This window comes from Bradyrhizobium sp. USDA 4011 (assembly GCF_054063415.1).
The window spans coordinates 5,955,065-5,973,435 of record NZ_JBSSGG010000001.1; the positions used below are offsets into that span (position 1 = coordinate 5,955,065).

17 protein-coding genes and 2 pseudogenes are annotated in these 18,371 nt (G+C 57.5%); 3 read left to right on the plus strand and 16 right to left on the minus strand.

Features of this window, described 5'->3' with window-relative positions; translation table 11 throughout:
- Positions 1–70 precede the first annotated feature (70 nt).
- From ACVW1C_RS28075 to ACVW1C_RS28085, 3 genes are all read right to left on the minus strand, one after another.
- Positions 71–574, minus strand: a complete 504-nt coding sequence (locus ACVW1C_RS28075) for a DUF4760 domain-containing protein (RefSeq protein ID WP_456761115.1) — start codon at positions 572–574, stop codon at positions 71–73.
- Between the two features lie 138 nt (positions 575–712).
- On the minus strand, positions 713–1,099 hold the full coding sequence (locus ACVW1C_RS28080; RefSeq protein WP_456761116.1) for an avidin/streptavidin family protein: 387 nt from the start codon (positions 1,097–1,099) through the stop codon (positions 713–715).
- Between the two features lie 71 nt (positions 1,100–1,170).
- Positions 1,171–2,370, minus strand: a complete 1,200-nt coding sequence (locus ACVW1C_RS28085) for an IS256 family transposase (protein WP_456724903.1) — start codon at positions 2,368–2,370, stop codon at positions 1,171–1,173.
- Positions 2,371–3,883: 1,513 nt separating this feature from the next.
- Between ACVW1C_RS28085 and ACVW1C_RS28090 the strand changes: the two genes are divergently transcribed.
- Together ACVW1C_RS28090 and ACVW1C_RS28095 are read left to right on the plus strand one after the other, a co-directional pair.
- Positions 3,884–4,069, plus strand: coding sequence for a hypothetical protein (locus tag ACVW1C_RS28090; RefSeq protein ID WP_456761117.1), 186 nt, complete (start codon positions 3,884–3,886; stop codon positions 4,067–4,069).
- Positions 4,070–4,984: 915 nt separating this feature from the next.
- Positions 4,985–5,206: a hypothetical protein gene (locus tag ACVW1C_RS28095; protein WP_456761118.1), complete on the plus strand. Its 222-nt coding sequence runs from the start codon at positions 4,985–4,987 to the stop codon at positions 5,204–5,206.
- 829 nt (positions 5,207–6,035) lie between these two features.
- Here the strand turns inward: ACVW1C_RS28095 and ACVW1C_RS28100 are convergent.
- Together ACVW1C_RS28100 and ACVW1C_RS28105 are read right to left on the minus strand one after the other, a co-directional pair.
- On the minus strand, positions 6,036–7,067 hold the full coding sequence (locus ACVW1C_RS28100) for a hypothetical protein (protein ID WP_456761119.1): 1,032 nt from the start codon (positions 7,065–7,067) through the stop codon (positions 6,036–6,038).
- A gap of 83 nt (positions 7,068–7,150) precedes the next feature.
- A complete protein-coding gene (locus ACVW1C_RS28105) occupies positions 7,151–7,687 on the minus strand; it encodes a hypothetical protein (RefSeq protein WP_456761120.1) in 537 nt (178 codons plus the stop codon).
- Positions 7,688–7,970: 283 nt separating this feature from the next.
- On the opposite strand from ACVW1C_RS28105, the gene ACVW1C_RS28110 reads away from it, so the two are divergent.
- Positions 7,971–8,753 carry a hypothetical protein gene (locus ACVW1C_RS28110; protein WP_456728198.1) on the plus strand — a complete coding sequence of 261 codons (783 nt, stop codon included), beginning with the start codon at positions 7,971–7,973 and terminating at the stop codon, positions 8,751–8,753.
- A gap of 825 nt (positions 8,754–9,578) precedes the next feature.
- On the opposite strand, the gene ACVW1C_RS28115 is transcribed toward ACVW1C_RS28110, so the two are convergent.
- The 11 genes and pseudogenes from ACVW1C_RS28115 to ACVW1C_RS28165 form a co-directional block, all read right to left on the minus strand.
- Positions 9,579–9,845 carry a hypothetical protein gene (locus ACVW1C_RS28115; protein WP_456728196.1) on the minus strand — a complete coding sequence of 89 codons (267 nt, stop codon included), beginning with the start codon at positions 9,843–9,845 and terminating at the stop codon, positions 9,579–9,581.
- Positions 9,846–9,866: 21 nt separating this feature from the next.
- Positions 9,867–10,421: a YfbU family protein gene (locus ACVW1C_RS28120; RefSeq protein WP_456761121.1), complete on the minus strand. Its 555-nt coding sequence runs from the start codon at positions 10,419–10,421 to the stop codon at positions 9,867–9,869.
- Positions 10,422–10,539: 118 nt separating this feature from the next.
- Positions 10,540–11,463: a tyrosine-type recombinase/integrase gene (locus tag ACVW1C_RS28125; protein WP_456761122.1), complete on the minus strand. Its 924-nt coding sequence runs from the start codon at positions 11,461–11,463 to the stop codon at positions 10,540–10,542.
- A gap of 23 nt (positions 11,464–11,486) precedes the next feature.
- The gene (locus tag ACVW1C_RS28130) at positions 11,487–11,729 is read right to left on the minus strand and encodes a hypothetical protein (protein ID WP_166218230.1); all 243 of its coding nucleotides are present in this window, start codon (positions 11,727–11,729) and stop codon (positions 11,487–11,489) included.
- 2 nt (positions 11,730–11,731) lie between these two features.
- Positions 11,732–13,381: an IS66 family transposase gene (gene tnpC, locus ACVW1C_RS28135; protein WP_456761123.1), complete on the minus strand. Its 1,650-nt coding sequence runs from the start codon at positions 13,379–13,381 to the stop codon at positions 11,732–11,734.
- Between the two features lie 45 nt (positions 13,382–13,426).
- Positions 13,427–13,774: an IS66 family insertion sequence element accessory protein TnpB gene (gene tnpB / locus ACVW1C_RS28140; RefSeq protein ID WP_209296670.1), complete on the minus strand. Its 348-nt coding sequence runs from the start codon at positions 13,772–13,774 to the stop codon at positions 13,427–13,429.
- Positions 13,771–14,178, minus strand: a complete 408-nt coding sequence (gene tnpA / locus ACVW1C_RS28145; RefSeq protein ID WP_456761124.1) for an IS66-like element accessory protein TnpA — start codon at positions 14,176–14,178, stop codon at positions 13,771–13,773. Before tnpA ends, tnpB begins: the two co-directional genes overlap by 4 nt.
- Positions 14,141–14,428, minus strand: a pseudogene (locus tag ACVW1C_RS28150) (Arm DNA-binding domain-containing protein); the annotation flags it as partial. The pseudogene ACVW1C_RS28150 and the gene tnpA, both read right to left, overlap by 38 nt.
- A gap of 402 nt (positions 14,429–14,830) precedes the next feature.
- Positions 14,831–15,877, minus strand: a complete 1,047-nt coding sequence (locus ACVW1C_RS28155) for an invasion associated locus B family protein (protein ID WP_456761125.1) — start codon at positions 15,875–15,877, stop codon at positions 14,831–14,833.
- A gap of 81 nt (positions 15,878–15,958) precedes the next feature.
- Complete coding sequence (locus ACVW1C_RS28160) at positions 15,959–17,233, minus strand: alpha/beta hydrolase (RefSeq protein WP_456761126.1); 1,275 nt, start codon at positions 17,231–17,233, stop codon at positions 15,959–15,961.
- 187 nt (positions 17,234–17,420) lie between these two features.
- A pseudogene (locus tag ACVW1C_RS28165) lies at positions 17,421–17,858 on the minus strand (integrase arm-type DNA-binding domain-containing protein); the annotation flags it as partial.
- Between the last annotated feature and the right edge of the window lie 513 nt (positions 17,859–18,371).

The window sequence follows — 18,371 nt, forward strand, 5'->3', positions numbered from 1 at the left end:
CTGGCGGTCGATAAGTCGGACAGACGTTCAGAGCGGTTCGGGCAATGGGCCGCTCTTTGCGCGAGAGCGCCTAATAGAGCGGGCCGTTGACTCTTTCGATTGCGCGTCGTCTTGCTTTGCTTGCGTAGTCTTCCCGAACAGCACGCTTCTGCCACCGCGTGCTTACTGTATGTAAGTCAATATACGACAACTCGCTCCCTTGTTTCTCTCGAAACCACTCGATGAGGGGTTCGCTCTCATTGTAGCACCAGGGTAGTAGGTCTTCCCAACAGTCGAATGCGACGCGGTCATCGAAGACGCGGCGATTTATGCCGACAGATATCAGCTCACAGATATTGAGCCAGATACGTACCTTCTTGTACGCGGGCGTCTTAATGTAGTTGTCAAAATGAACGCCCGGGCTTTGGATGTTTGCAAGCTCGGCTTTGAAAGTTTCGTAGGTTTCCAGGCACTCTTTGTCCATTGAGGACTTCAAGAAGAAATCGATTGTCGCGCGCTTGCGGGCGATTTGCCGCTGAACTTGAATGGAAGAAATTGCGATGATTGCCGCGACAAATGCAATAGCCGCTGCCAACCACTGGGGGATCGTGCCCCATATTGCGCTGTCCGGAAACGTCCAACAATCGGTCACAGGCCACCGCCGTGTATGGCAAACTTCCGGAGCGGTCCGAGCGATTCGGGCCGCTTGTCTCCCAGCCGGGCGCACATCCTGTTATTGGCGGATGAAGACGTTCTTCCCGTACATGGTGTGGAACTTCTCGGAGTCGGAATAGATCAGTTTCCAGCGTGTTGGAATTTGATCGCCGACGAGCCTCCCACGCCAATTCGTGACAGTGCTGCAGTCCGTGAATGTGACCGTCAGGAATACGGCCCCATTCGATTTCACCGAACCTTCGGCGGGATACGGAATCCCCTGACACTTGAAGCCTGGTGCGAAATTGGTGAATGAGCCGCGAAAGGTGTCACCGGACGTCGACCAGATCGTCAGGATAGAACCGCCATCATTCTTCCAAGTTGAAAGTAGTGGCAGATTTTGCGCGAAGGCGGTGGCCGTTGTAGCCAGGAGTAAGAACACCGTTGTAGGAATTCTCGCTTTCATTATGGATCGTGTCCCGTTGCGTGGTGTAGCTGGCGGCGGGAGACCGCGTTCACCGGCAAGAGCCGGGCAGGTCAGCTGGCGATCGCCGGAAGGCTGACAGTGGGATCATCGCTCAACGGCGCGATGGTTTCCAGCGTCATATAGCGAGCGCGCTGGACGGCCCATTCATCATTTTGCTCGAGCAGGATCGCGCCGATGAGGCGGACGATGGCGTCTTCATTGGGGAAGATGCCGACGACCTCGGTGCGGCGCTTGATCTCGCCGTTGAGGCGCTCGATCGGGTTGGTCGAGTGCAGCTTGGTCCGGTGTTGCGGCGGGAACGCCATATAAGCGAGCACATCGGTCTCGGCCTCGTCGAGGAAGCCGGCAAGCTTGGGCAGCTTGGGACGAAGCTGGTCGGCGACCTTCCGCCACTGTGCTTGTGCGGCCTCGGCATCGTCCTGGGCGAACGCCGTGGCAATGAAGGCGGAGACGACGCGGCGGCCGCTCTTGCCGGCATGGGCCAATGCATTGCGCATGAAGTGCACGCGGCAGCGTTGCCAGCTGGCATTGAGCACCTTGGCGACGGTGGCCTTGATGCCCTCATGGGCGTCGGAGACGACCAACTTGACGCCACGCAAGCCCCGGCGAGCGAGCTTGCGCAGGAACGCCGTCCAGAACGTCTCGGCCTCGGAAGGGCCAATATCCATGCCGAGAACTTCGCGCCGGCCGTCGCTGTTGACGCCAACAGCGACGATCACTGCGACCGACACGATGCGCCCCTGCTGGCGCACCTTCACGTAGGTGGCGTCGATCCACAGATATGGCCAGTCGCCCTCGATCGGCCGGGCGAGGAACGCCTTCACCTTGTCGTCGATCTCCGCGCAGAGCCGGCTCACCTGGCTCTTGGAGATGCCGCTCATCCCCATCGCCTGGACCAGATCGTCGACCGAGCGGGTCGAGACGCCCTGCACATAGGCTTCCTGAACTACGGCGGTGAGCGCCTTCTCGGCCATCCGGCGCGGCTCCAGGAAACCCGGGAAGTAGGAGCCCTTGCGCAGCTTGGGGATGCGAAGCTCGACCGTGCCGGCCCGGGTCTCCCAGGTCCGGTCGCGGTAGCCGTTGCGCTGGGCCAGCCGTTCGGGGTTCTTCTCGCCGTAGGCTGCACCGGTTTGGCCTTCGACTTCCAGCTCCATCAGCCGCTGGGCAGCAAAGCCGATCATCTCGCGCAACAGATCGGCATCAGGGGTCTTCTCCACGAGCGTGCGCAGGTTCATCATGTCGTCGGTCATCGGTGGTTCCTCGGTTGCGTTGGCGTGTCGCAACCCGATCCTACCGGAGAACCGCCGGTGACCACCGCAAAGCCGCCCGCCCGCTACGGCGCTAGTTGAGGCGCGCGTCCGGGCGGCTTTGCTCTACCGAGCTACACCACCACCGGGGACACGACCTCATTATGCACTCTCCTGTTCAGGCAAGTATGTTTTTAAGTCGAAATGATCCGCATACTAACGCTAAGATTGCAGCCTGTTCAATGGGGCAAATGCACGTGAGGGTAGCTGGCGAGCCAAGTCGCAATGAGTTGGCGCGATTTCCGAGGAGGTTGGGTCGGTCAGTCGCGGATTTTGACTGACCGACCAAACGTCGACCAACCGACCCAAAAGGTCACTTGCACGACCGACCGACTGATCGACTTAGCGTCAAAAATCCCCAATTCCCTAATTACATCAATGGTCGGTCGGTCGCGCGACAAACCGACCTGACTAACCGACCGCGCGGTCGGTCGGTTGGTCGGTCAGTCATCTCTCTCCTTTAGGAGATGACTGACAGACCGACCGTCTGTTCGTCGGAGCGAAGGGGAGAGGCAAAGACCGGGGAGTGCAGACCAGAAGGCGGCACGATCTTTTTTCTTGCCGTAGCTGTCACAGAACGCCCCGCTGGGGCGTTTATATCTATGAGGGCCGCAATCCTCATCGCGTCCAAGCCGCGCGAGGCTACGGCATTAAAGAGCACTCCGCACCGCTTCCGATCGCATGGGAATGCACGCTTCCGAAACAACGCGCGGTCACGTTTGATGCGCGTCCGGGGCAGGCTGCCACACCGACCACGCCAAGCTGCTTCCACACAGCACGGCCGGGCCGGAGGCCACAGGATCGTGATCCGTGAGGGTTCGGTCGCCACAGGACCAAACCCCAGGTCGAGTAGGGGCGACGAAGCGAATTGCGGCCGACGAAATCTAGATGAGCGGACTGGCAGACTTGGTCGCCGTCCCGTTCACGCCGCGCGGACGACTCGTGACGATCTGCGCGGCGCATGCTTTCACTAGAGGCATCACACCATGTCCAAATCTGATCCGCTTTTTTCAGGCCTCGCCGCTGGCTTGAAGCCGGCCGACCTTGAACTTCCCGACGACACGATCACGGTCGATACCGACCTACTGAAGACCCGCGAGCGGCTTCGCTGCGTGAAAGGCAACCGAGCGGCTGGCCGAACTGGCCGAAGCCAATCTCGACGTGCAAAGGCGCATCGCCGATGCCGCTGAACGTCAAGCCGACACGTTCGCAACGCTGACAATGTTGTTCGCATCCTGCATCGGCATCGGTCAGGCGTATTGCCCTGGGTCGTCCGACGAGACGCCTCCCGTGAACTATCTCCGCTCCGGGCAGGGCGATTCGTTTCGGTGCGACCGAACGATAGACATCGAAGACACCGATTGAGGCGCGACTTGCGGGTGTCGCGCTCTCATTGCGCCGCGCGAGCGTTTAGTCCTCTCGCTCGCGCGGCGCTCCTATTGATGAGAATCACCACATGATCAATGCAGAACTATTCGCGCAGGTCGCCGCGATCCAAGCGAGCCACTTCCTTGAGTTGGCACGGACGGGATTTGCCATCATGCGCAACGCGCGCGAGCAAGACATACGCGCCGACATGGAGCTTCAAAGACTGTCGTTCAGCGTTGATGACCGACGCCAATGCCAAGCTGCGAGGCTCTAACCCGAACGGCACCAACGGTCCGCTTAAGTTCCTTGGATACCTTCGCAACCGGCGTGCGGGCCTTTGAATGCTTCTTCAAGGTCCGTACGTCCATCGCAGTCCATTCGCGACGATATTGAGTCTTCTTCTTTACGCGTTTCAACTCAAAAACTCCACGTCGGTTGAGGTTGCGCTGTTAGCAACAGTCGCATGTCATCGCAACTCACGATGCGTTGCTTGGGGATACCCGTGAGCAACGTCATCAAGCTTCAGTTCGCGCCGCGCACAGCGCCCGTTGAAACTGATATGCCCGATGTTCTTGTTAAAGACTGGCGAAGCTTAGAGCCTGCAAGGACGCTATCGACGTGTTGCGGCTCACCGATGCGTTGCCCGATGTCTTGCTGCCCCATCTTGCATGGGCGGCATCGCGCCGACAGGACGTGCCTGCACGCCATGTGCAGGTGCTAGTGAAGTGCTGCGGGGAGCCGGTGCTTGAACGCGCGCTTGGTCGTGCTCGCTTGAAGCAACTGAAGCTGCGCTTTCCGGTGAGCGAGCTGTTCCAGCCGCTGTGGGGCAGTAAGGTCTGTCACCTTACAGACCTTACAACCTTGAGGCGTATAGTAGCGAAAACAAAACTTAGATTCAAGTCGTGACAAAAATACGCCGGTCTGCTCTGTAGGCCTTGCACGGTCGATAGATCGGGGGGGGGGGCGTGATAACCCCTTGAAGGCGCACAAAGCGCCGAACGTCCTACGGCGCTATTTTTGTGTTCGACTTTCCGTTTGACGTTCCGCTACGGCGGGAGGGCGGCGAGATAAGGCGGGAAACCGCTCGAATAAGCCCGCCTGTCCTTCACAGGTTATCAACCTCCCGCCGCCAGCGGGGGCTTTCACAGTCTCCCTTGGCGTTCCACGTGAACAAAATGGGGATACTACGATGGAAGCCAACCTTGCTGTCTCGAAGCCGAAGATCAACGCCGCAGGCGATGTCGCTGTCGCTACCCGCATCAGTCTAGACCGCCACCCGGAAAGCGGCGAATGGTGTGAGGCTCACTTCCGTCTCATGCGCAAAGCAGACGGTAAGCTCTACCTCGCCGAAGAGGCGCGCAAGCCTGGAGGACGTGAAGTCGTGACGACGGTCACCGCGAGCAGGCGGTAAGTTGGCTGACCTACCATCCTGCGCGTCGTCGAGGAGCATCGGTCGCTGAACGTCGATGCAACGAGCGACTGTTGTCTGAGTTGGCAGCGTAAGGGAGCAGAGTATGAGCGATCACGGATGGAACCAATTCTTTGTCGATCCGAACAACGTAGCGGCTGTTAGGATCATACTCTGCTTGGAGTCTTATGGGCCGTTGCCCGATGATGACGGGGAGTATCGTTCGTTTTTGAGCATGATGTCAGACGTGGTGGACTCGGCGGTAAAAAAATTTGCCGAGTGTCCCGAGCGTGTGAGGCTGTTGTTCGAGCGAGAGAAGACCAAGCTCAAATTGATCGATGCTGTAGCGTCAGACTTGGGTTGCTTCTCGATACAGGCTGACCGACGTGGAGCGCACCAAAATTCACGACAGACTCCGCGTCCTAATCGCCGAATGGGCAGAAGCCGAAGAGAATGGTCGGCCCGAAGGAGACGATCCCACTCGGTTGGGGTGCTTACTTCGGGTGGACTGTACGATCACAAAGAGACTTTCAGAATTGGCCTAGATAAATGCGGCGACCCGAGCAGATCGCCCCTAGAGGGCTGACAAAGGCCGATGCAGCCGCTTACTGCGGCTGCTCTGAGGACGCGTTCGATACATGGGTAAAGAAGGGCATTGTGCCGGGGGCGATTCCCGGCACGCAGCGGTGGGACCGGAAGGCGATTGATTGGTATCTGGACCGGGCTTCTGGTCTTCCCACGGATACGGCCGCATCGAGCGATCCGCTGGCAGACTGGCAATCTAAGCGCGCCGAACGAAATCGACCCTGACCAGCGAACGACCTCAGATGCCTCACATCCAGGTGGTACCGTAAATTTTGAAAAGGTCTTTGCAGCCGACGTTTTCCATGTCGATTGTTTTCGAGGGGCGATTGACACCGGTCAGTTTGCTTATGCGTTCAGCGATCATGGTCTGCTCAGGCCCAGATCGGTTTAGCGTTGTGGCGTATACTTTCGGACGAACCGTCCCGGATTCATTTGTCACGGTCATCAGGTCCAAATTCTGTTTGTGGAAGTGAAATCCCAAATAAACGATCCGCTCAGCTTCGTTTATGGCCTGATGGATAGCGTCGACTAATGTTCTGTCCTGAATCTGTTCGTTGAAGGTTTTGATCTCCTGTGACAGTCCCTCTATGTCGCCATAATCTTCGACGCCAAAACCCACATTCCGGCCCTTTGAAGCCCACGCTAGCGAGCCGACTTGCCCGTAAGGGTGGAGCATGCGAATTGATCCCATAACGTCCGCAGCAGTTTGTTCGTCGAAACGGTAAAGTTCGATGATTGCATGGAAAAGGTAATGCTCAAGGCACCGGTCATAATTGAAGCTAATGAAGCTGACGTTCTTGAAAATGTCGCGCGTGTCGCTCGACCTACCGACCCCGTCTTGCATTATGTAGAATAGGTCTGGGAACCACGACTGGGCTACGCGGTCGTTATTCCGCCAGTGGCCATGGTAACGCTGGACATCGCTCTGGTTTTCCGCCCCCAGAATGCTTTGCACAATGGCTAACTTACCGGCAACCCTGATGGCTTCGTTATCTTTGTGGGTGTTCAAATACGCGTCTATAGAGCGAGTATGGTGAATGCCTTCACGGATCGCACAGGCTTCAGCTCGCCACTTATTGAAATCGAGGTCGCGCTTTTTGGTGATACGCTTCAGTGCGTTCGCTATAGCAGCGTCACCCGATGCTAGATCGTGGCCGAAATCTTTGTATTTGATGTGCGTCTTATCGGCGATAGTCGAGCTTAAGGCGCTGCCAACAGGCATATTGATTTCAACTCCAGCGCCCGCCCCAATTATAAAAACTGTACTTGTATTAAACATTTCGTATCCCCGAAATCCGTCTTTCGCTGAAATAGTGCCGCGCACGGTCCGACGTTATCTCTCCGGCATCGCCGCGAGCAACGTTACGGGAGCTGTCGAACCAGTAGCCGCTCGCTCAATTGCTGCCTCTGGTCGTTGATGCGAATGGTCACCGTGAACTCCTCCGGTCCTTCGAAGTCGTACTCGCACCTGTACGTCCCAATTAGTAATTCCTCCGCGCCCCTTTCGATGCGAAGGCCATTATAGTTGGCTCGCCTTCCGCCATCGTCGATGTCTGCATCGTCCGGTTCAAGTTCGCCGTGCTTGCATCGCAGGCTAACCAACTGAATCGAGACATCGCCCCGATTGCGTACTTTCAGCTCGAAATCGTAGTCGGCCATGCGAGACGACTTTGTAAGGTCAATGTCAATCGAGGGTTCGCGCTCTCGCGCTTTATCACGCCGGGTGAGCAGATTAAGAACCAAACCTCCCGCACCGATCAAAAGTGCAATCAGCGAAGTCAGTCTTGCGAACCAATCGACAGTTGCTGTTGGAGCAGGTGCACCAGTCTGCGCAAATGCCGACAAAGACGGTAAGAAGCAGAGGAGGCCTGCAAACAGTAGTGCTGACCGCTTTTTCATAGTTACCTGGCTCTATGCGATTATCGGCTAACGCCTGCACAGCTTTGCGCGCGTAAGCGTGTCCCACAAATGCGCGAATACCGGCTGGGACATGGTTGCCGACAGCCGCTACTTCAAGCAAGGATAGAGTGAATTTCGGGATTGACAAAGGCGGGTACGTTGTGGCGGCTTCGGTGAGCGAAGTAGTGATTCGTTTCCGGCGTAACAATTCGGGTCTTGGACTTTCTTGCCGAATTGCCATTTCTAGCTGGGCGGCGTCGGGTCGCACGGAGGGCTCTTCATTATGGCGGCCGAAAGCAAACCATCCGCACCGCAGCGCGGCTCAGGACCGCCGAACGGCCAAGTGCACCTTACAGCGTCAGGGCATACTGCCGTTACAGGCGTGGCTGCGATTGGGGTGGCGGCACCGATTTCGGCATCATTGGCACTTAACAGCACCGGGGCAACGTTCTTGCCGGATGGCTTTGCCGAGAGCCACCAAGCGCCGGACTTGTTCCACCCACCCGAGATTCGATTGACCGAACCAGTCCCGGCCGAGGCCAGCATTACCGAAGCCGTACAGGTGGGCATGACGACTGATGCGGAGGTTATCTGGGCTCCCTTTAGCGAGAATGGGATCGCGGAGCGTCTAGCGCAGAATCCAGATTTCTATCGGCAACTCATCCAACTTGCCGCTGTCGCGCTCCGAAAGGACGCAGAGAACTATTCCACTCACGGCGGACAGGGGAATAGCGCCGCCGTTATCAAAGCCGAGCTCAACGAGATCGCAAATCGGTTTGAAAGTGCAGCCTTAGAGTTGGACGGCTTCGCCACAGATCGTTTTGCCTCGGCGGCTAGGGCAATCGTGGAAGCTCGCGATCAGATCGTTCGGTTCACAGAGAGTTATCCAACTTTCACGAAGGTCTTTCTTGAGCTGACTGGCGTCATTTTCGGCGGCTACGCGCTGCACCAGCTCGGCGGAACGTCGGGTGACGTTGCCGCCTTCGTGTCCTATGCCGTGATTCGACGAGAAAAGCTTTCCGAGATCATAGGAGCGTGGCGAGGGAAGAAGGACGACGAGGAGTAGAGTCTAACGTGATCCGCCCTTTGCGAGGAGGAATTAGCGCGTCGAATTCCGGCTGACATATGATGGCCAGTTGCTTGCGAGCAACGCGGGCGACCGGGATACCAGACCCGCACGCAAAGGGTATAAACGCATCTTACGCCAGAGCTTCCACCCTCAGATAAAGAAGGTTTTTGAGAACACGCCGTTCCTCAACACCGGAACTCCGAGTGGCCCAACGCTGGACGGATATACCGAGACCTATCTTCCTCGATACAGCAAAGAGGCCGTAGCCAATTAGTACCAAAGGTACGGCTGGACTTTCTTGCCGTTAGTTACTGAGGAGCTGAAGTTGTCATGTTGGCTCGACGTGCTGTTTCTTCGGCGGCAGCCACGGGGCAGCGTATGGAACCATGGCGACATAGGTAACCGGCTGAAGACGCTCTTCGACAGTCTGCAAATTCCGGACGCCAACCAGGGATACGACACCGTGCTTCCGGCCGATGGCGAAACGCCATTTTACTGCCGCTACAGAATGACAATCTCATTTCTAAAGTCACAGTCGAAATGGATCAATTGCTAGAGGATTTGGATACACCACCGAGCGAGCACGATGCTCGGTTGATTATCACGGTGCGATTGCAGCCCTACGAGTTCACATTCGGTAATATCGCGTTCATCTAGGAGCCAGTCCTGCTTCGCGATGGGCTCGGCCGAGCACAATTTCAATGCACCGAACGCAGATTAGTTCGCCGTCACCCGCCGGTGGCGCAAGAACCGCAAGCTCATGCGGCGCGAAGTCATCTTCACAGTGATGGTAGCGGACGTTTTTGTATCCGGTCGACCGCTTCACTTTCGATGCAGCCCATCAACATCGTCAGGTACATAGCTTCGCGCGTAATCGACTAGCGTCTTTAGGTCGCGACCGAGCTTCCATTCCCATCTATCGGGTGCATTCAAATAGCTCTCTCCTCCAAAATTCTTGCCGACAGCGCGGTCGAGAAGTTGGCTGGCGAAGGCGTCGATATTGTCAGCAAGCTCGGCGAAGTTGTGGTGTGGAGGCAACTTCGTATAGGCCCGTCCGAAACCGAATAGACCGTTGAAAAGGCCCTTCATGCTACCTCCACGCGCCAGCAACTAACATTGGCTAGGATGCCTTCGTGCGTTCAAGATTTCCGTAAGTTCGGCTAAATTGAGACTTCGATTGTGTAGGTTTGCGCGAATGGGCTCGAACACACTGTACATCCGCCTGTAAGATTCGACCGAATGGCTATGTGAGTTCAGGTCACCACGGCCTTTGAAGGAATCGAAGCGATGCCGCATATCGTTCAGCATGTAGTTTGCAATACGATAATGCGGTTCGTTGTTCCCGTCGAAGCCCGGGAATTTCACATGCGTTCCGAACGGCTCCGCATCTTTTGCTAGCTTCGTCTTTTCCGCCGGGGTCAGTGCTTCGTATCCTTCCTCCACGAAGCGCCACATGTCGAGAAAGTCGGTCGTTTCTCGCACCTCTGGCGGGTCTTCAGAACGCTCCCACGGTATGCCCGAAAGCTCCCAGTTGAAGCCCCAGAGCTTGTCTTTGTAGATCGTATTAGCGATGAATTCCGGGTCAAACTCACCCTTGATATTCATTGCCTTATACATGTCGGTCAGCATGAGCAGGATGAGCTTTTCGCCGTCAGTCAACTTCATGAGAGGGAAACTCCTTAATGTAGAGTGACGGTTTTTGCACAAGTTAGGCGTGTGGAGCAAGTTGGACGTTCGTCATGCCCGGAACGAGCATTTTGCGGCTGGCTCGGTCGCACTCGCGCTACCGACGTTCGGACGTGCAGTAAGCCGCCCAGTCGTCCATCAGCTTGCGGCGTTTCGCCAGCGCTGTTCGCCTTCGATACGCCGCTTCCGTATCGTCCCCGGTGGAGTGCGCTATTGCGGCCTCCGCGACTTCCCACGCGTGTGCCGTTTCGTCCCCAGCCCAATCTCGGAAGGTAGATCGCATTCCGTGGGTCGTGGCGTGTCGCTTGGTGTGGCGTGCAATGCAATGCGCTAACGCGGCATCCGAAACGGGCCTGAACGGCAACTGCGTCAGAGCCAGCGGCGTCAACGGCACGCTGTGTTCTCGTTCAGCCTTCATTCGACCGGCCGGGACGGTCCAAAGATCGGCCTTCACTTCCTTATCCCGGTCCATATAGCGGGCTTCACCGTAACGGCAGGCCGTCAAAATGATCCATCGCAACATGCGTGCCGAGTCGGACGCGTCCTCTGCCAGCGACTTCCAAAACTGCGGCATTTCCTCGTAGGGCAGGGAGGGGTGATGTTTGACGTGCTTCTTTCGTTTCTGAGCAGGGAGCAGATGCTTGATGATTGCGAGCACTGCCGGATTGCTGCCCCTGGGGCGGAGTTTCTTAGCTTCAGCCGCATTCATTATCTGTTCGATTCTCCCACGGACGCGCGCCGCTGTTTCTCGCTTGGTCAGCCAAATGGGGCTCAGCACCTTGACCACGTCGTCCGTCGTGATGTCGGGGACCGATGTCGCCCCGATCACGGGGTAGACGTAAGTCTTCAGCGTGTTTTCCCATTGCTGAGCGTGCTTGGGGTTCTTCCATCCAGGCTTATGTGTCCCGACGAATTGCTCGGCGAAGAACTGAAAGGTTATCGCCTTCTGGGCCGCCGCCTTCACGGCGGTCCGCTGGTCGTTCCTGTGCTCTATGGGATCGACATCCCTCTGGGTATCCATCCGAGCTAAGCCGCGGACATGGCTTACGGCTTCCACCGCTTGAGGAGTTCGGGGTCTTCCTTGTGCATCCTGATGAGCTCCATCAGGTTTTCGATGCCGAAGTCGGTGAACGCCATGACACCGTCTTCACCTATGCCGTAAACCCAGATCACGCCGTCCTCCGTTTCCATTCCGTTTGCGACATCCCAGAGCCAGTCCTCGTCCTCTCCGAGGTCCTTGGCGACGCGATCGATGGTGAAGACGGCATGAACCTTGTTGACGTGCATGGCTACGCCGCTTGGGTGGAGGGTGCCGACGCAGGCGCCGTCCAGTTCCAGGGCAACAACTCGTGCAGGCGGCTCTGTGGCATGTCGGCGATGCGCGCAAGAACGTCGGCAAGCCAAGCTTTCGGGTCGATGTCGTTGAGACGCGCCGTCATGATGAGCGTGGCCATCACGGCAGCCCGCTCGGCGCCGCGATCAGAACCGGCGAACAACCATGCCTTTCTTCCCAGAGCAAAACCGCGCAACGCTCGCTCTGCAGCATTGTTCGTCATGCAGATCCTTCCGTCGTGGACAAGGCGGGCAAAGCCGTCCCAACGGTTGAGCAGATAGTTGATCGGCTTAATCACGTTGGACGAACGCGAGAGCCGGACAGATTCCGCCCGCAGCCAAGCCTCAAGGTCGGTCAGCAGTGGCGCGCTTCTCTCCCGGCGGATCCGCAGCCGCTCCTCAGCGCTCAGCCCATAGATCTCGCGCTCGATCTCGAACAATTGGTCAATTCGACGAACCGCTTCCAGCGCAATGGGCGAGATCGCCGTCGCCGATCTTCCGCGGCGGGCGTTCTGGGCGATGTCGGCAAGCTCGAAGAACGCCCTCCGGCCATGTGCCCAGCAGAAGGCGGGCGTGGCCGGCAACGCCTTGCGTCCGGGATCAAAGAGAGCATTGAACCCGCTATAGGCATCGGCCTGCAGGATGCCGGCGAAGTTCTGAAGATGCCGCGCGGGATGCTCGCCGCGCCGATCACGTGAGGCGTAGAACAGCGCCGCCGGTGGATCTCGCCCGCCGAATGGCCGATCGTCGCGAACATAGGTCCAAATCCGGCCGGTATCCGCCTTGCCCTTCGCCAGGATCGGGATCTTGGTATCGTCGCCATGAAGCCTATTGGCGGAGAGCACATAGGCTTCGATCAGTTCAAAGACCGGCCGGACCGCAAAGGCTCCAGCGCCTACCTGGTCCGCCAGCGTCGAGACCGACAGGTCGATCCCTTCGCATTTGAAGCGCTGGCTCTGTCGGTTTAACGGCTGATGCTGACCAAATTTGTCGAACAGAATCGTCGCCAGCAGCTGCGGTCCGATATAGCCGCGTGGCGTGGCATGGAACGGCGCCGGCGGCTGCGTGATCGCCTCGCAGTCCCGGCAACTGAACTTCTCCCGCACCGTGTCGATCACTTTGAACCGGCGGGGGATCTCCTCCAGCGTCGAGGTCACGCTTTCGCCGAGCTTCGACAGCCGGGCCGATCCGCAGCAGGGACACTGCGTCGGGGCCGGCAGGACCACGCGCTCTCGCTCGATGTCATTGGGAAAGGGCTGGCGCACCGGCCGCTTGCGCTCAAACGAACGCACCGTCTGCGTCTTCCCGGCCGCCTTCTCGGCAGCGAGTTCATCCTCGGTCGCGCCCGCCTCGAGTTCCTCAAGCTCAAGCTCCAGCTGATCGAGCAGCCGCGCCGACCGCTCCGAGCGCGCGCCATATATCGTGCGTCGTAGCTTCTCGATCTCGAGCTTGAGATGGGCAATCAGCGCTTCGGTGCTCGATTGCTTCGCCTGGGCATTGGCCGCTTCAGCGAGCCTGGCTTCCGCCGCAAGCCTGGCCGTGCGCTCGGCCAGGATCATTGCGTGCGCGGCGGCAAGATCGGGCGGCAGGTCGGCGCTGGAGTCCATAGCCAGATGGAATCACATTCGCTGCCAAACTCAAATGACAAAGTCTCAGCCCACGCTGGTCGGACGCCAGGACTCTTGGGGATTGCGCCAGTCGATGCCGGACAACAGATAGCTCATCTGCGCCTGCGAGATCGACACCACGCCGTCCGCCAGTGACGGCCAGACAAAACGACCTCTCTCGAGTTTCTTCGTAAACAGGCATGCTCCCTGGCCGTCATGCCAGATCACTTTCAATAAATCACCCCTGCGTCCGCGGAAGCAGAACAAATGACCACTCAGCGGATCGCGGCGCAGCACCTCTTGCACCTGCAACGACAATGAGGCGAAGCCTTTGCGCATGTCGGTGTGGCCCGTCGCCAGCCACACCCGAACTCCCGTGGGAACCGGAATCATCGCGGATCCAGAGCCTCGATGACCCGGCGAAGTGCTTCGACGTCGACGCATGCATCCACAATGATGCGCCGTCCGCTCGTCAATTCGATCTCAATTCGCTGACCGGGCGGATGCGCCGTGGCGCTCCTCGATGGAATGGCCGCCGAGGATACTGGCCCACCTTCCACGACAACCGCTCTGACAAAACCAGCGTCGGCCTCGGCCCGATTCGCCGCGAACGCCCTCCGCCAAGTCACCAGCAGGGACCGCGACAGCCCATAGCGCCGCGCCGTCGCCGCAACCAGGCGCGGCTCGGACATGCTTTCCAAAACAATCCGTGCCTTCTCCTCCTCAGACCAGCGGCGCCGCCGGCCTGTATCAACCACTTCAAGTCGATTCAGCGCACTGATCGTATGGCTGTCCATACGTACAGTTCTCAACCATCAGGCTAGCCCGCTGCAAGGCGTCTCTCCTCGGACGCTTACCCCTCTGGATCAGCCCGCGCGCTTCCTCGGCGGCCTGACGAGGGCTGGCGAGGCTTTTGCGCGCCTGCGCTAGCTGACTTCTGTCGGCCGATCCCAATCCCATGTAGCGGTCTTTGCCGGTCACAGGGGACCGAAACCGGAAGACCCAAGAGCAGCCCCCGCGCGGGTCCACGTCGAGGCGGAGACCGCCCCCGTCGCCGACTTGTCACCCGGCCGGGCCTTCATGACCTGGGATGCCGTTAGCGTCTCTCTGGCCATCGAAAAGTGTCCTCCAAAACCCGCGCTGCCCTCCACGTCAAAATCGTGAACACGGGCTGACTTAGGCTGACACTTTTAGATATAAAGTACAGCAAGCCACTGACAATACAGTGCTTACGCTACAAAAAATGACGTGGGTGAACGGAGAAATACAAGCTGTTGGCGGAAGGGGTGTCCTGTCAACCACATTGAAATAACTTAGCTTTCTGAAATCTCGCGTAGCAAAGCTACGGTCCCGGCCACGACGTAACCGGCACAGGCGAAGCAGCACATTCGGCAAGAAAATCGAATGGTATAAATAGCCTGCCCAGCTAACTTGCGAGCAGTGTCGGCCTTAGTCCCGACGTCGATTTTTCGTCGCCGTTTTTTCCGGGATTGATGAACCGGTAGTATCTCGACCAACTGCGCCGCCGCTTGTAGTGGTCACTATGGTCCCCCGGCCAACTTTTGATGGGTAAAAGTCAAATGCTTCCGGAAGAATAGCCACTTGAGAACCATCTTCGGGAATTACTCCGGCAGGCATCGTCTTGCTTACGTAATTGTACAGCGTCCAGGAAGCCATTCGGGATCGATCTAATGCCGGGCCGTTTGGGCTTGAGCTACCTTCGGCCTTTATCCAGGCAACCGCATCAGGCGTACACTTATTCGACTTGTCAGCCCAATCGAGAAGTTCTTCCTCATTTTGCACTGTGAGATCAGCATTGACCAGGACTACCTTAGTGGCGGGAACCTTGGGGCAGTTCTGAAGGGGCGCGTTCCATGCTGCTAAAGCTCCTGAGCTGAGACTGGTTGCAAGCTCATGCTTTCGCCGCTCGACCAGTACGCGCACGGCAGCCTGCGGCGAGGGTTTCTTCGGGTCCGCAGAAGCGATGGCCTCGCCCCCTCCCGGTTTTATCGAATTCAATGCCGACAAGATCTGATCGAGATCCAGAATAAGCGCGATGCCTCGATCCTCAGAAACTTGATACTCGACCGACATCTTATCGTGCGTGGCAATCTGGTACATCAACCGGTCATCGATTGCTAAGGTGCTTTCGCAAGTAGAGTTCGGACACTTGTCTACGAACGCTTTCACGGTCTGCTTACCGTCGAAGCCAACGGAGATGCCGTTTCTGAGATAGGTCAGCAGCGGCGTTCGTAACGTCATCACTAGATCTCCGGCGGGATTTGCGAACCCCACTGCGACCTTAATCCAGAGATCAGGATTGTCGTTTGCGTGAACTCCCGCGGTAACGGTGCACTTGCCATTACTTGGTGCGCCGTCTCTAAGGCAGTAGACCGACCAGAGGCCGAACTTCTCCTTCAAGAAAACATCTTGAGCCATGCAGGGGCCAGCGAAAACCAGGGAGCCTGCAGCAGCAATTTTGACGAGGGTCTTCATGACATCCTCTCCAAGGTCGAAAGAGGATAGGCCCAGCCCGTCCAAAGCGCAACGCGGGGTCACGTTAGATCCCTGAGTTGATCAATAATTTAGAAAGATCTCGCGATAGGGCCGATCGCTCCGGCGGGAAGCGCCGGTGTCAACACCTGTGGAAAGCGCTTCCTTTATGTCACTCACAACCTGAGGTACATTCAGATAATAGGAATGCTTCCAAACGTCGCGAAAATTCCCATATACCCTTACGAATTCCAGCCCTTCGACGTCGTCGTTCACTGGCTTCGGGTCTTTGCAATAGCCAAGGCGCTCGTCCTTATTTACATCCTTAGACCAAGAGAGCGCGTTGTCTGGGCCGCAGTAGATCGTACGCCGCTGCGATTTCCGGATGAATTCGTCGCGCCAGGTATTGAAATGCTTCATGCCAATGTCGGGCGCCGCAAGAACCACGTTTGGAAGTGCCGTAGGAGAGGACGCTTTTGGGTCCGAGTTGCCAACGTCTTTGGCAGGTCGCGACCTGAGCACATCGAATGCGACAAGTGTTCCCATGCTGTGTGCAAGAACATCGAAATTGTTCTGTTGTGACGCCAAGATGTCCTGAAGAGCTTGCGCCAGGTAGGGTTCTGAGGTCTTCGCGTTTTCTAGAACCTTCTTGTAAGAATTAGCACTGACGCGCACTATTGGTGTCCCGGTCTCAGACGGCCAACTGAACAGGACAGGTGCCCCGCTGACCTTCAGATCCACAGCCAACTGCGTAAGATGTTCAACGGCGTCGCGGAAACTGTTGTTGATCCCGTGGACGAAAACGAGGGCCCGTTGGGTCGGGTCGTAACCTTGCGTCAACACCAGTTTTTGGGCGTCTTGCCGTGTCGAAACGAAACCATGCCCCTCGATTGCGAAATACTTAAATGGATTTGGCTTCAAGGGGTCATCGCTATAGCTCTGAGCGCCGAACTCGCGATTGCTTGGGAACGCTACTTCAACCCATCCATAGGCCAGGAGCGGGCTAAGCGTTTCCTGGAAGACATCTTCGTATCGGTAAGATCCACCCTCCTTCGATCGCGCGGCGTTCTCTGCATTCTGTGCGATCGCTCGGGTCGTCGCGAACAAAAGCCTCTTGTGCTTGAGTGCGTGATAAGAGGTGGGTTCTAAAGGCTGGACATCAAGCGCAAGGTCGAACAGCTGGGTTTCTGCCGCCGCGGCAGTACAACTCACAAGTCCTATGGCACTTAGTGCGAGAGCGGCCAGCCCAGGCGGAGCCGCTTGCTTGAATACAATAATCTGCAGCGACTGCTGCGCGACGACGGCGAGCACTCCGGCAACAAAACTGAGGGCGGCAATCGCCCATACTGAGTGGCTCATCCAGATCCTCTAAAACCAACGTGGGGAGCTTACCGCAACCTAGACGGGCGCGGAAGCTGCTTTGATAATGAGGTGACCTGAGCACGAATTGCAGACCGTACCGCCTCAGCGACCGTGGATTTCGACCGTAGCTTGCCTTCTTACCAAAAGCTGCAGGGCGAACAACGTCAGCATTTGCAGTGACTTCTTGGATCGAGTTCGGAGGATGGACGTACCGCTTGAGTGAAGATGGCCATTGATCCCGGTGCTTCTCGCTCCAGGTCGACCAGTGCTCTCGAATAAATGCCTCGGCACACTGTTCAAAAGCCGGCGCGGCGACCTTGATTTCGACGGCCTTAGCGTCCTCACGGGCTTCGCGGCGCTCCTGGACAATGTCGACGCCAGCGGTATTGCGGTCGCCCTTCACTCGCAGCCGAGCGGCGTCACGAGCTAGCCGAGCATCTTTCAACGACACGTCCTTGAACGAGCCAAGGCCGTGCCAGCGTTCCTTGCCATTTTTCCAATAGCGATAGGACCAGCTCTTTGCTGCTGGTCCAGTCACGACGAGATAGAGCCCATCACCATCGGCGTATTTGCCGGGCCTCGTTTGGCGTTCAACGTCGAGCGGCTTTAGCTTCCCAGCCATGTGTTCCTCCGGTCAAAACCGTCCTCCGAACTCACGGTCCCAAACTACGGTTTGCACCCCGATTGTGAGGAACGACGGCGAACTAAGGAATACAGTTTGCCGACAAAGGCGCTGATTTTACTGGGGATTCCGAACAGTGGAGAACAACGGAGAACAGTGTACTGGCGGAAGGGGTAGGATTCGAACCCACGGGCAACCGGTCAACTTCCATGTTCCGTGCTGCGATTCAGTTCACGATTAATGCGATCTTTAACCCGTCGGACTGCAAGAAGTTGCAGCCTCGTTCGGGTCTTGCCACTGATCCTCTTGCTATCGACCTCGAAACTGTAGCGCCACTCGCCGGGGTGCACTTCTCGAATGCTGAATTGGACACCTCTATGTTGCATGAATGCTTTCAACCACGATGACAGACGTTGCAGCTACAGCCGGCGTCGTCGAGCTGCAGATCGCTGTAGGAATTCCTCAATCATGAGAGCGCCGACTCGACATCGAAGAGGACCGCCGATCCGATTG

Coding starts and splice junctions, on each gene's coding strand:
- ACVW1C_RS28080 (WP_456761116.1), bottom strand. CDS start 1,099: ATGAAAGCGAGAATTCCTACAACGGTGTTCTTACTCCTGGCTACAACG.
- ACVW1C_RS28085 (WP_456724903.1), bottom strand. CDS start 2,370: ATGACCGACGACATGATGAACCTGCGCACGCTCGTGGAGAAGACCCCT.
- ACVW1C_RS28090 (WP_456761117.1), top strand. CDS start 3,884: ATGATCAATGCAGAACTATTCGCGCAGGTCGCCGCGATCCAAGCGAGC.
- ACVW1C_RS28095 (WP_456761118.1), top strand. CDS start 4,985: ATGGAAGCCAACCTTGCTGTCTCGAAGCCGAAGATCAACGCCGCAGGC.
- ACVW1C_RS28100 (WP_456761119.1), bottom strand. CDS start 7,067: ATGTTTAATACAAGTACAGTTTTTATAATTGGGGCGGGCGCTGGAGTT.
- ACVW1C_RS28105 (WP_456761120.1), bottom strand. CDS start 7,687: ATGAAAAAGCGGTCAGCACTACTGTTTGCAGGCCTCCTCTGCTTCTTA.
- ACVW1C_RS28110 (WP_456728198.1), top strand. CDS start 7,971: ATGGCGGCCGAAAGCAAACCATCCGCACCGCAGCGCGGCTCAGGACCG.
- ACVW1C_RS28115 (WP_456728196.1), bottom strand. CDS start 9,845: ATGAAGGGCCTTTTCAACGGTCTATTCGGTTTCGGACGGGCCTATACG.
- ACVW1C_RS28120 (WP_456761121.1), bottom strand. CDS start 10,421: ATGAAGTTGACTGACGGCGAAAAGCTCATCCTGCTCATGCTGACCGAC.
- ACVW1C_RS28125 (WP_456761122.1), bottom strand. CDS start 11,463: ATGGATACCCAGAGGGATGTCGATCCCATAGAGCACAGGAACGACCAG.
- ACVW1C_RS28130 (WP_166218230.1), bottom strand. CDS start 11,729: ATGCACGTCAACAAGGTTCATGCCGTCTTCACCATCGATCGCGTCGCC.
- tnpC (WP_456761123.1), bottom strand. CDS start 13,381: ATGGACTCCAGCGCCGACCTGCCGCCCGATCTTGCCGCCGCGCACGCA.
- tnpB (WP_209296670.1), bottom strand. CDS start 13,774: ATGATTCCGGTTCCCACGGGAGTTCGGGTGTGGCTGGCGACGGGCCAC.
- tnpA (WP_456761124.1), bottom strand. CDS start 14,178: ATGGACAGCCATACGATCAGTGCGCTGAATCGACTTGAAGTGGTTGAT.
- ACVW1C_RS28155 (WP_456761125.1), bottom strand. CDS start 15,877: ATGAAGACCCTCGTCAAAATTGCTGCTGCAGGCTCCCTGGTTTTCGCT.
- ACVW1C_RS28160 (WP_456761126.1), bottom strand. CDS start 17,233: ATGAGCCACTCAGTATGGGCGATTGCCGCCCTCAGTTTTGTTGCCGGA.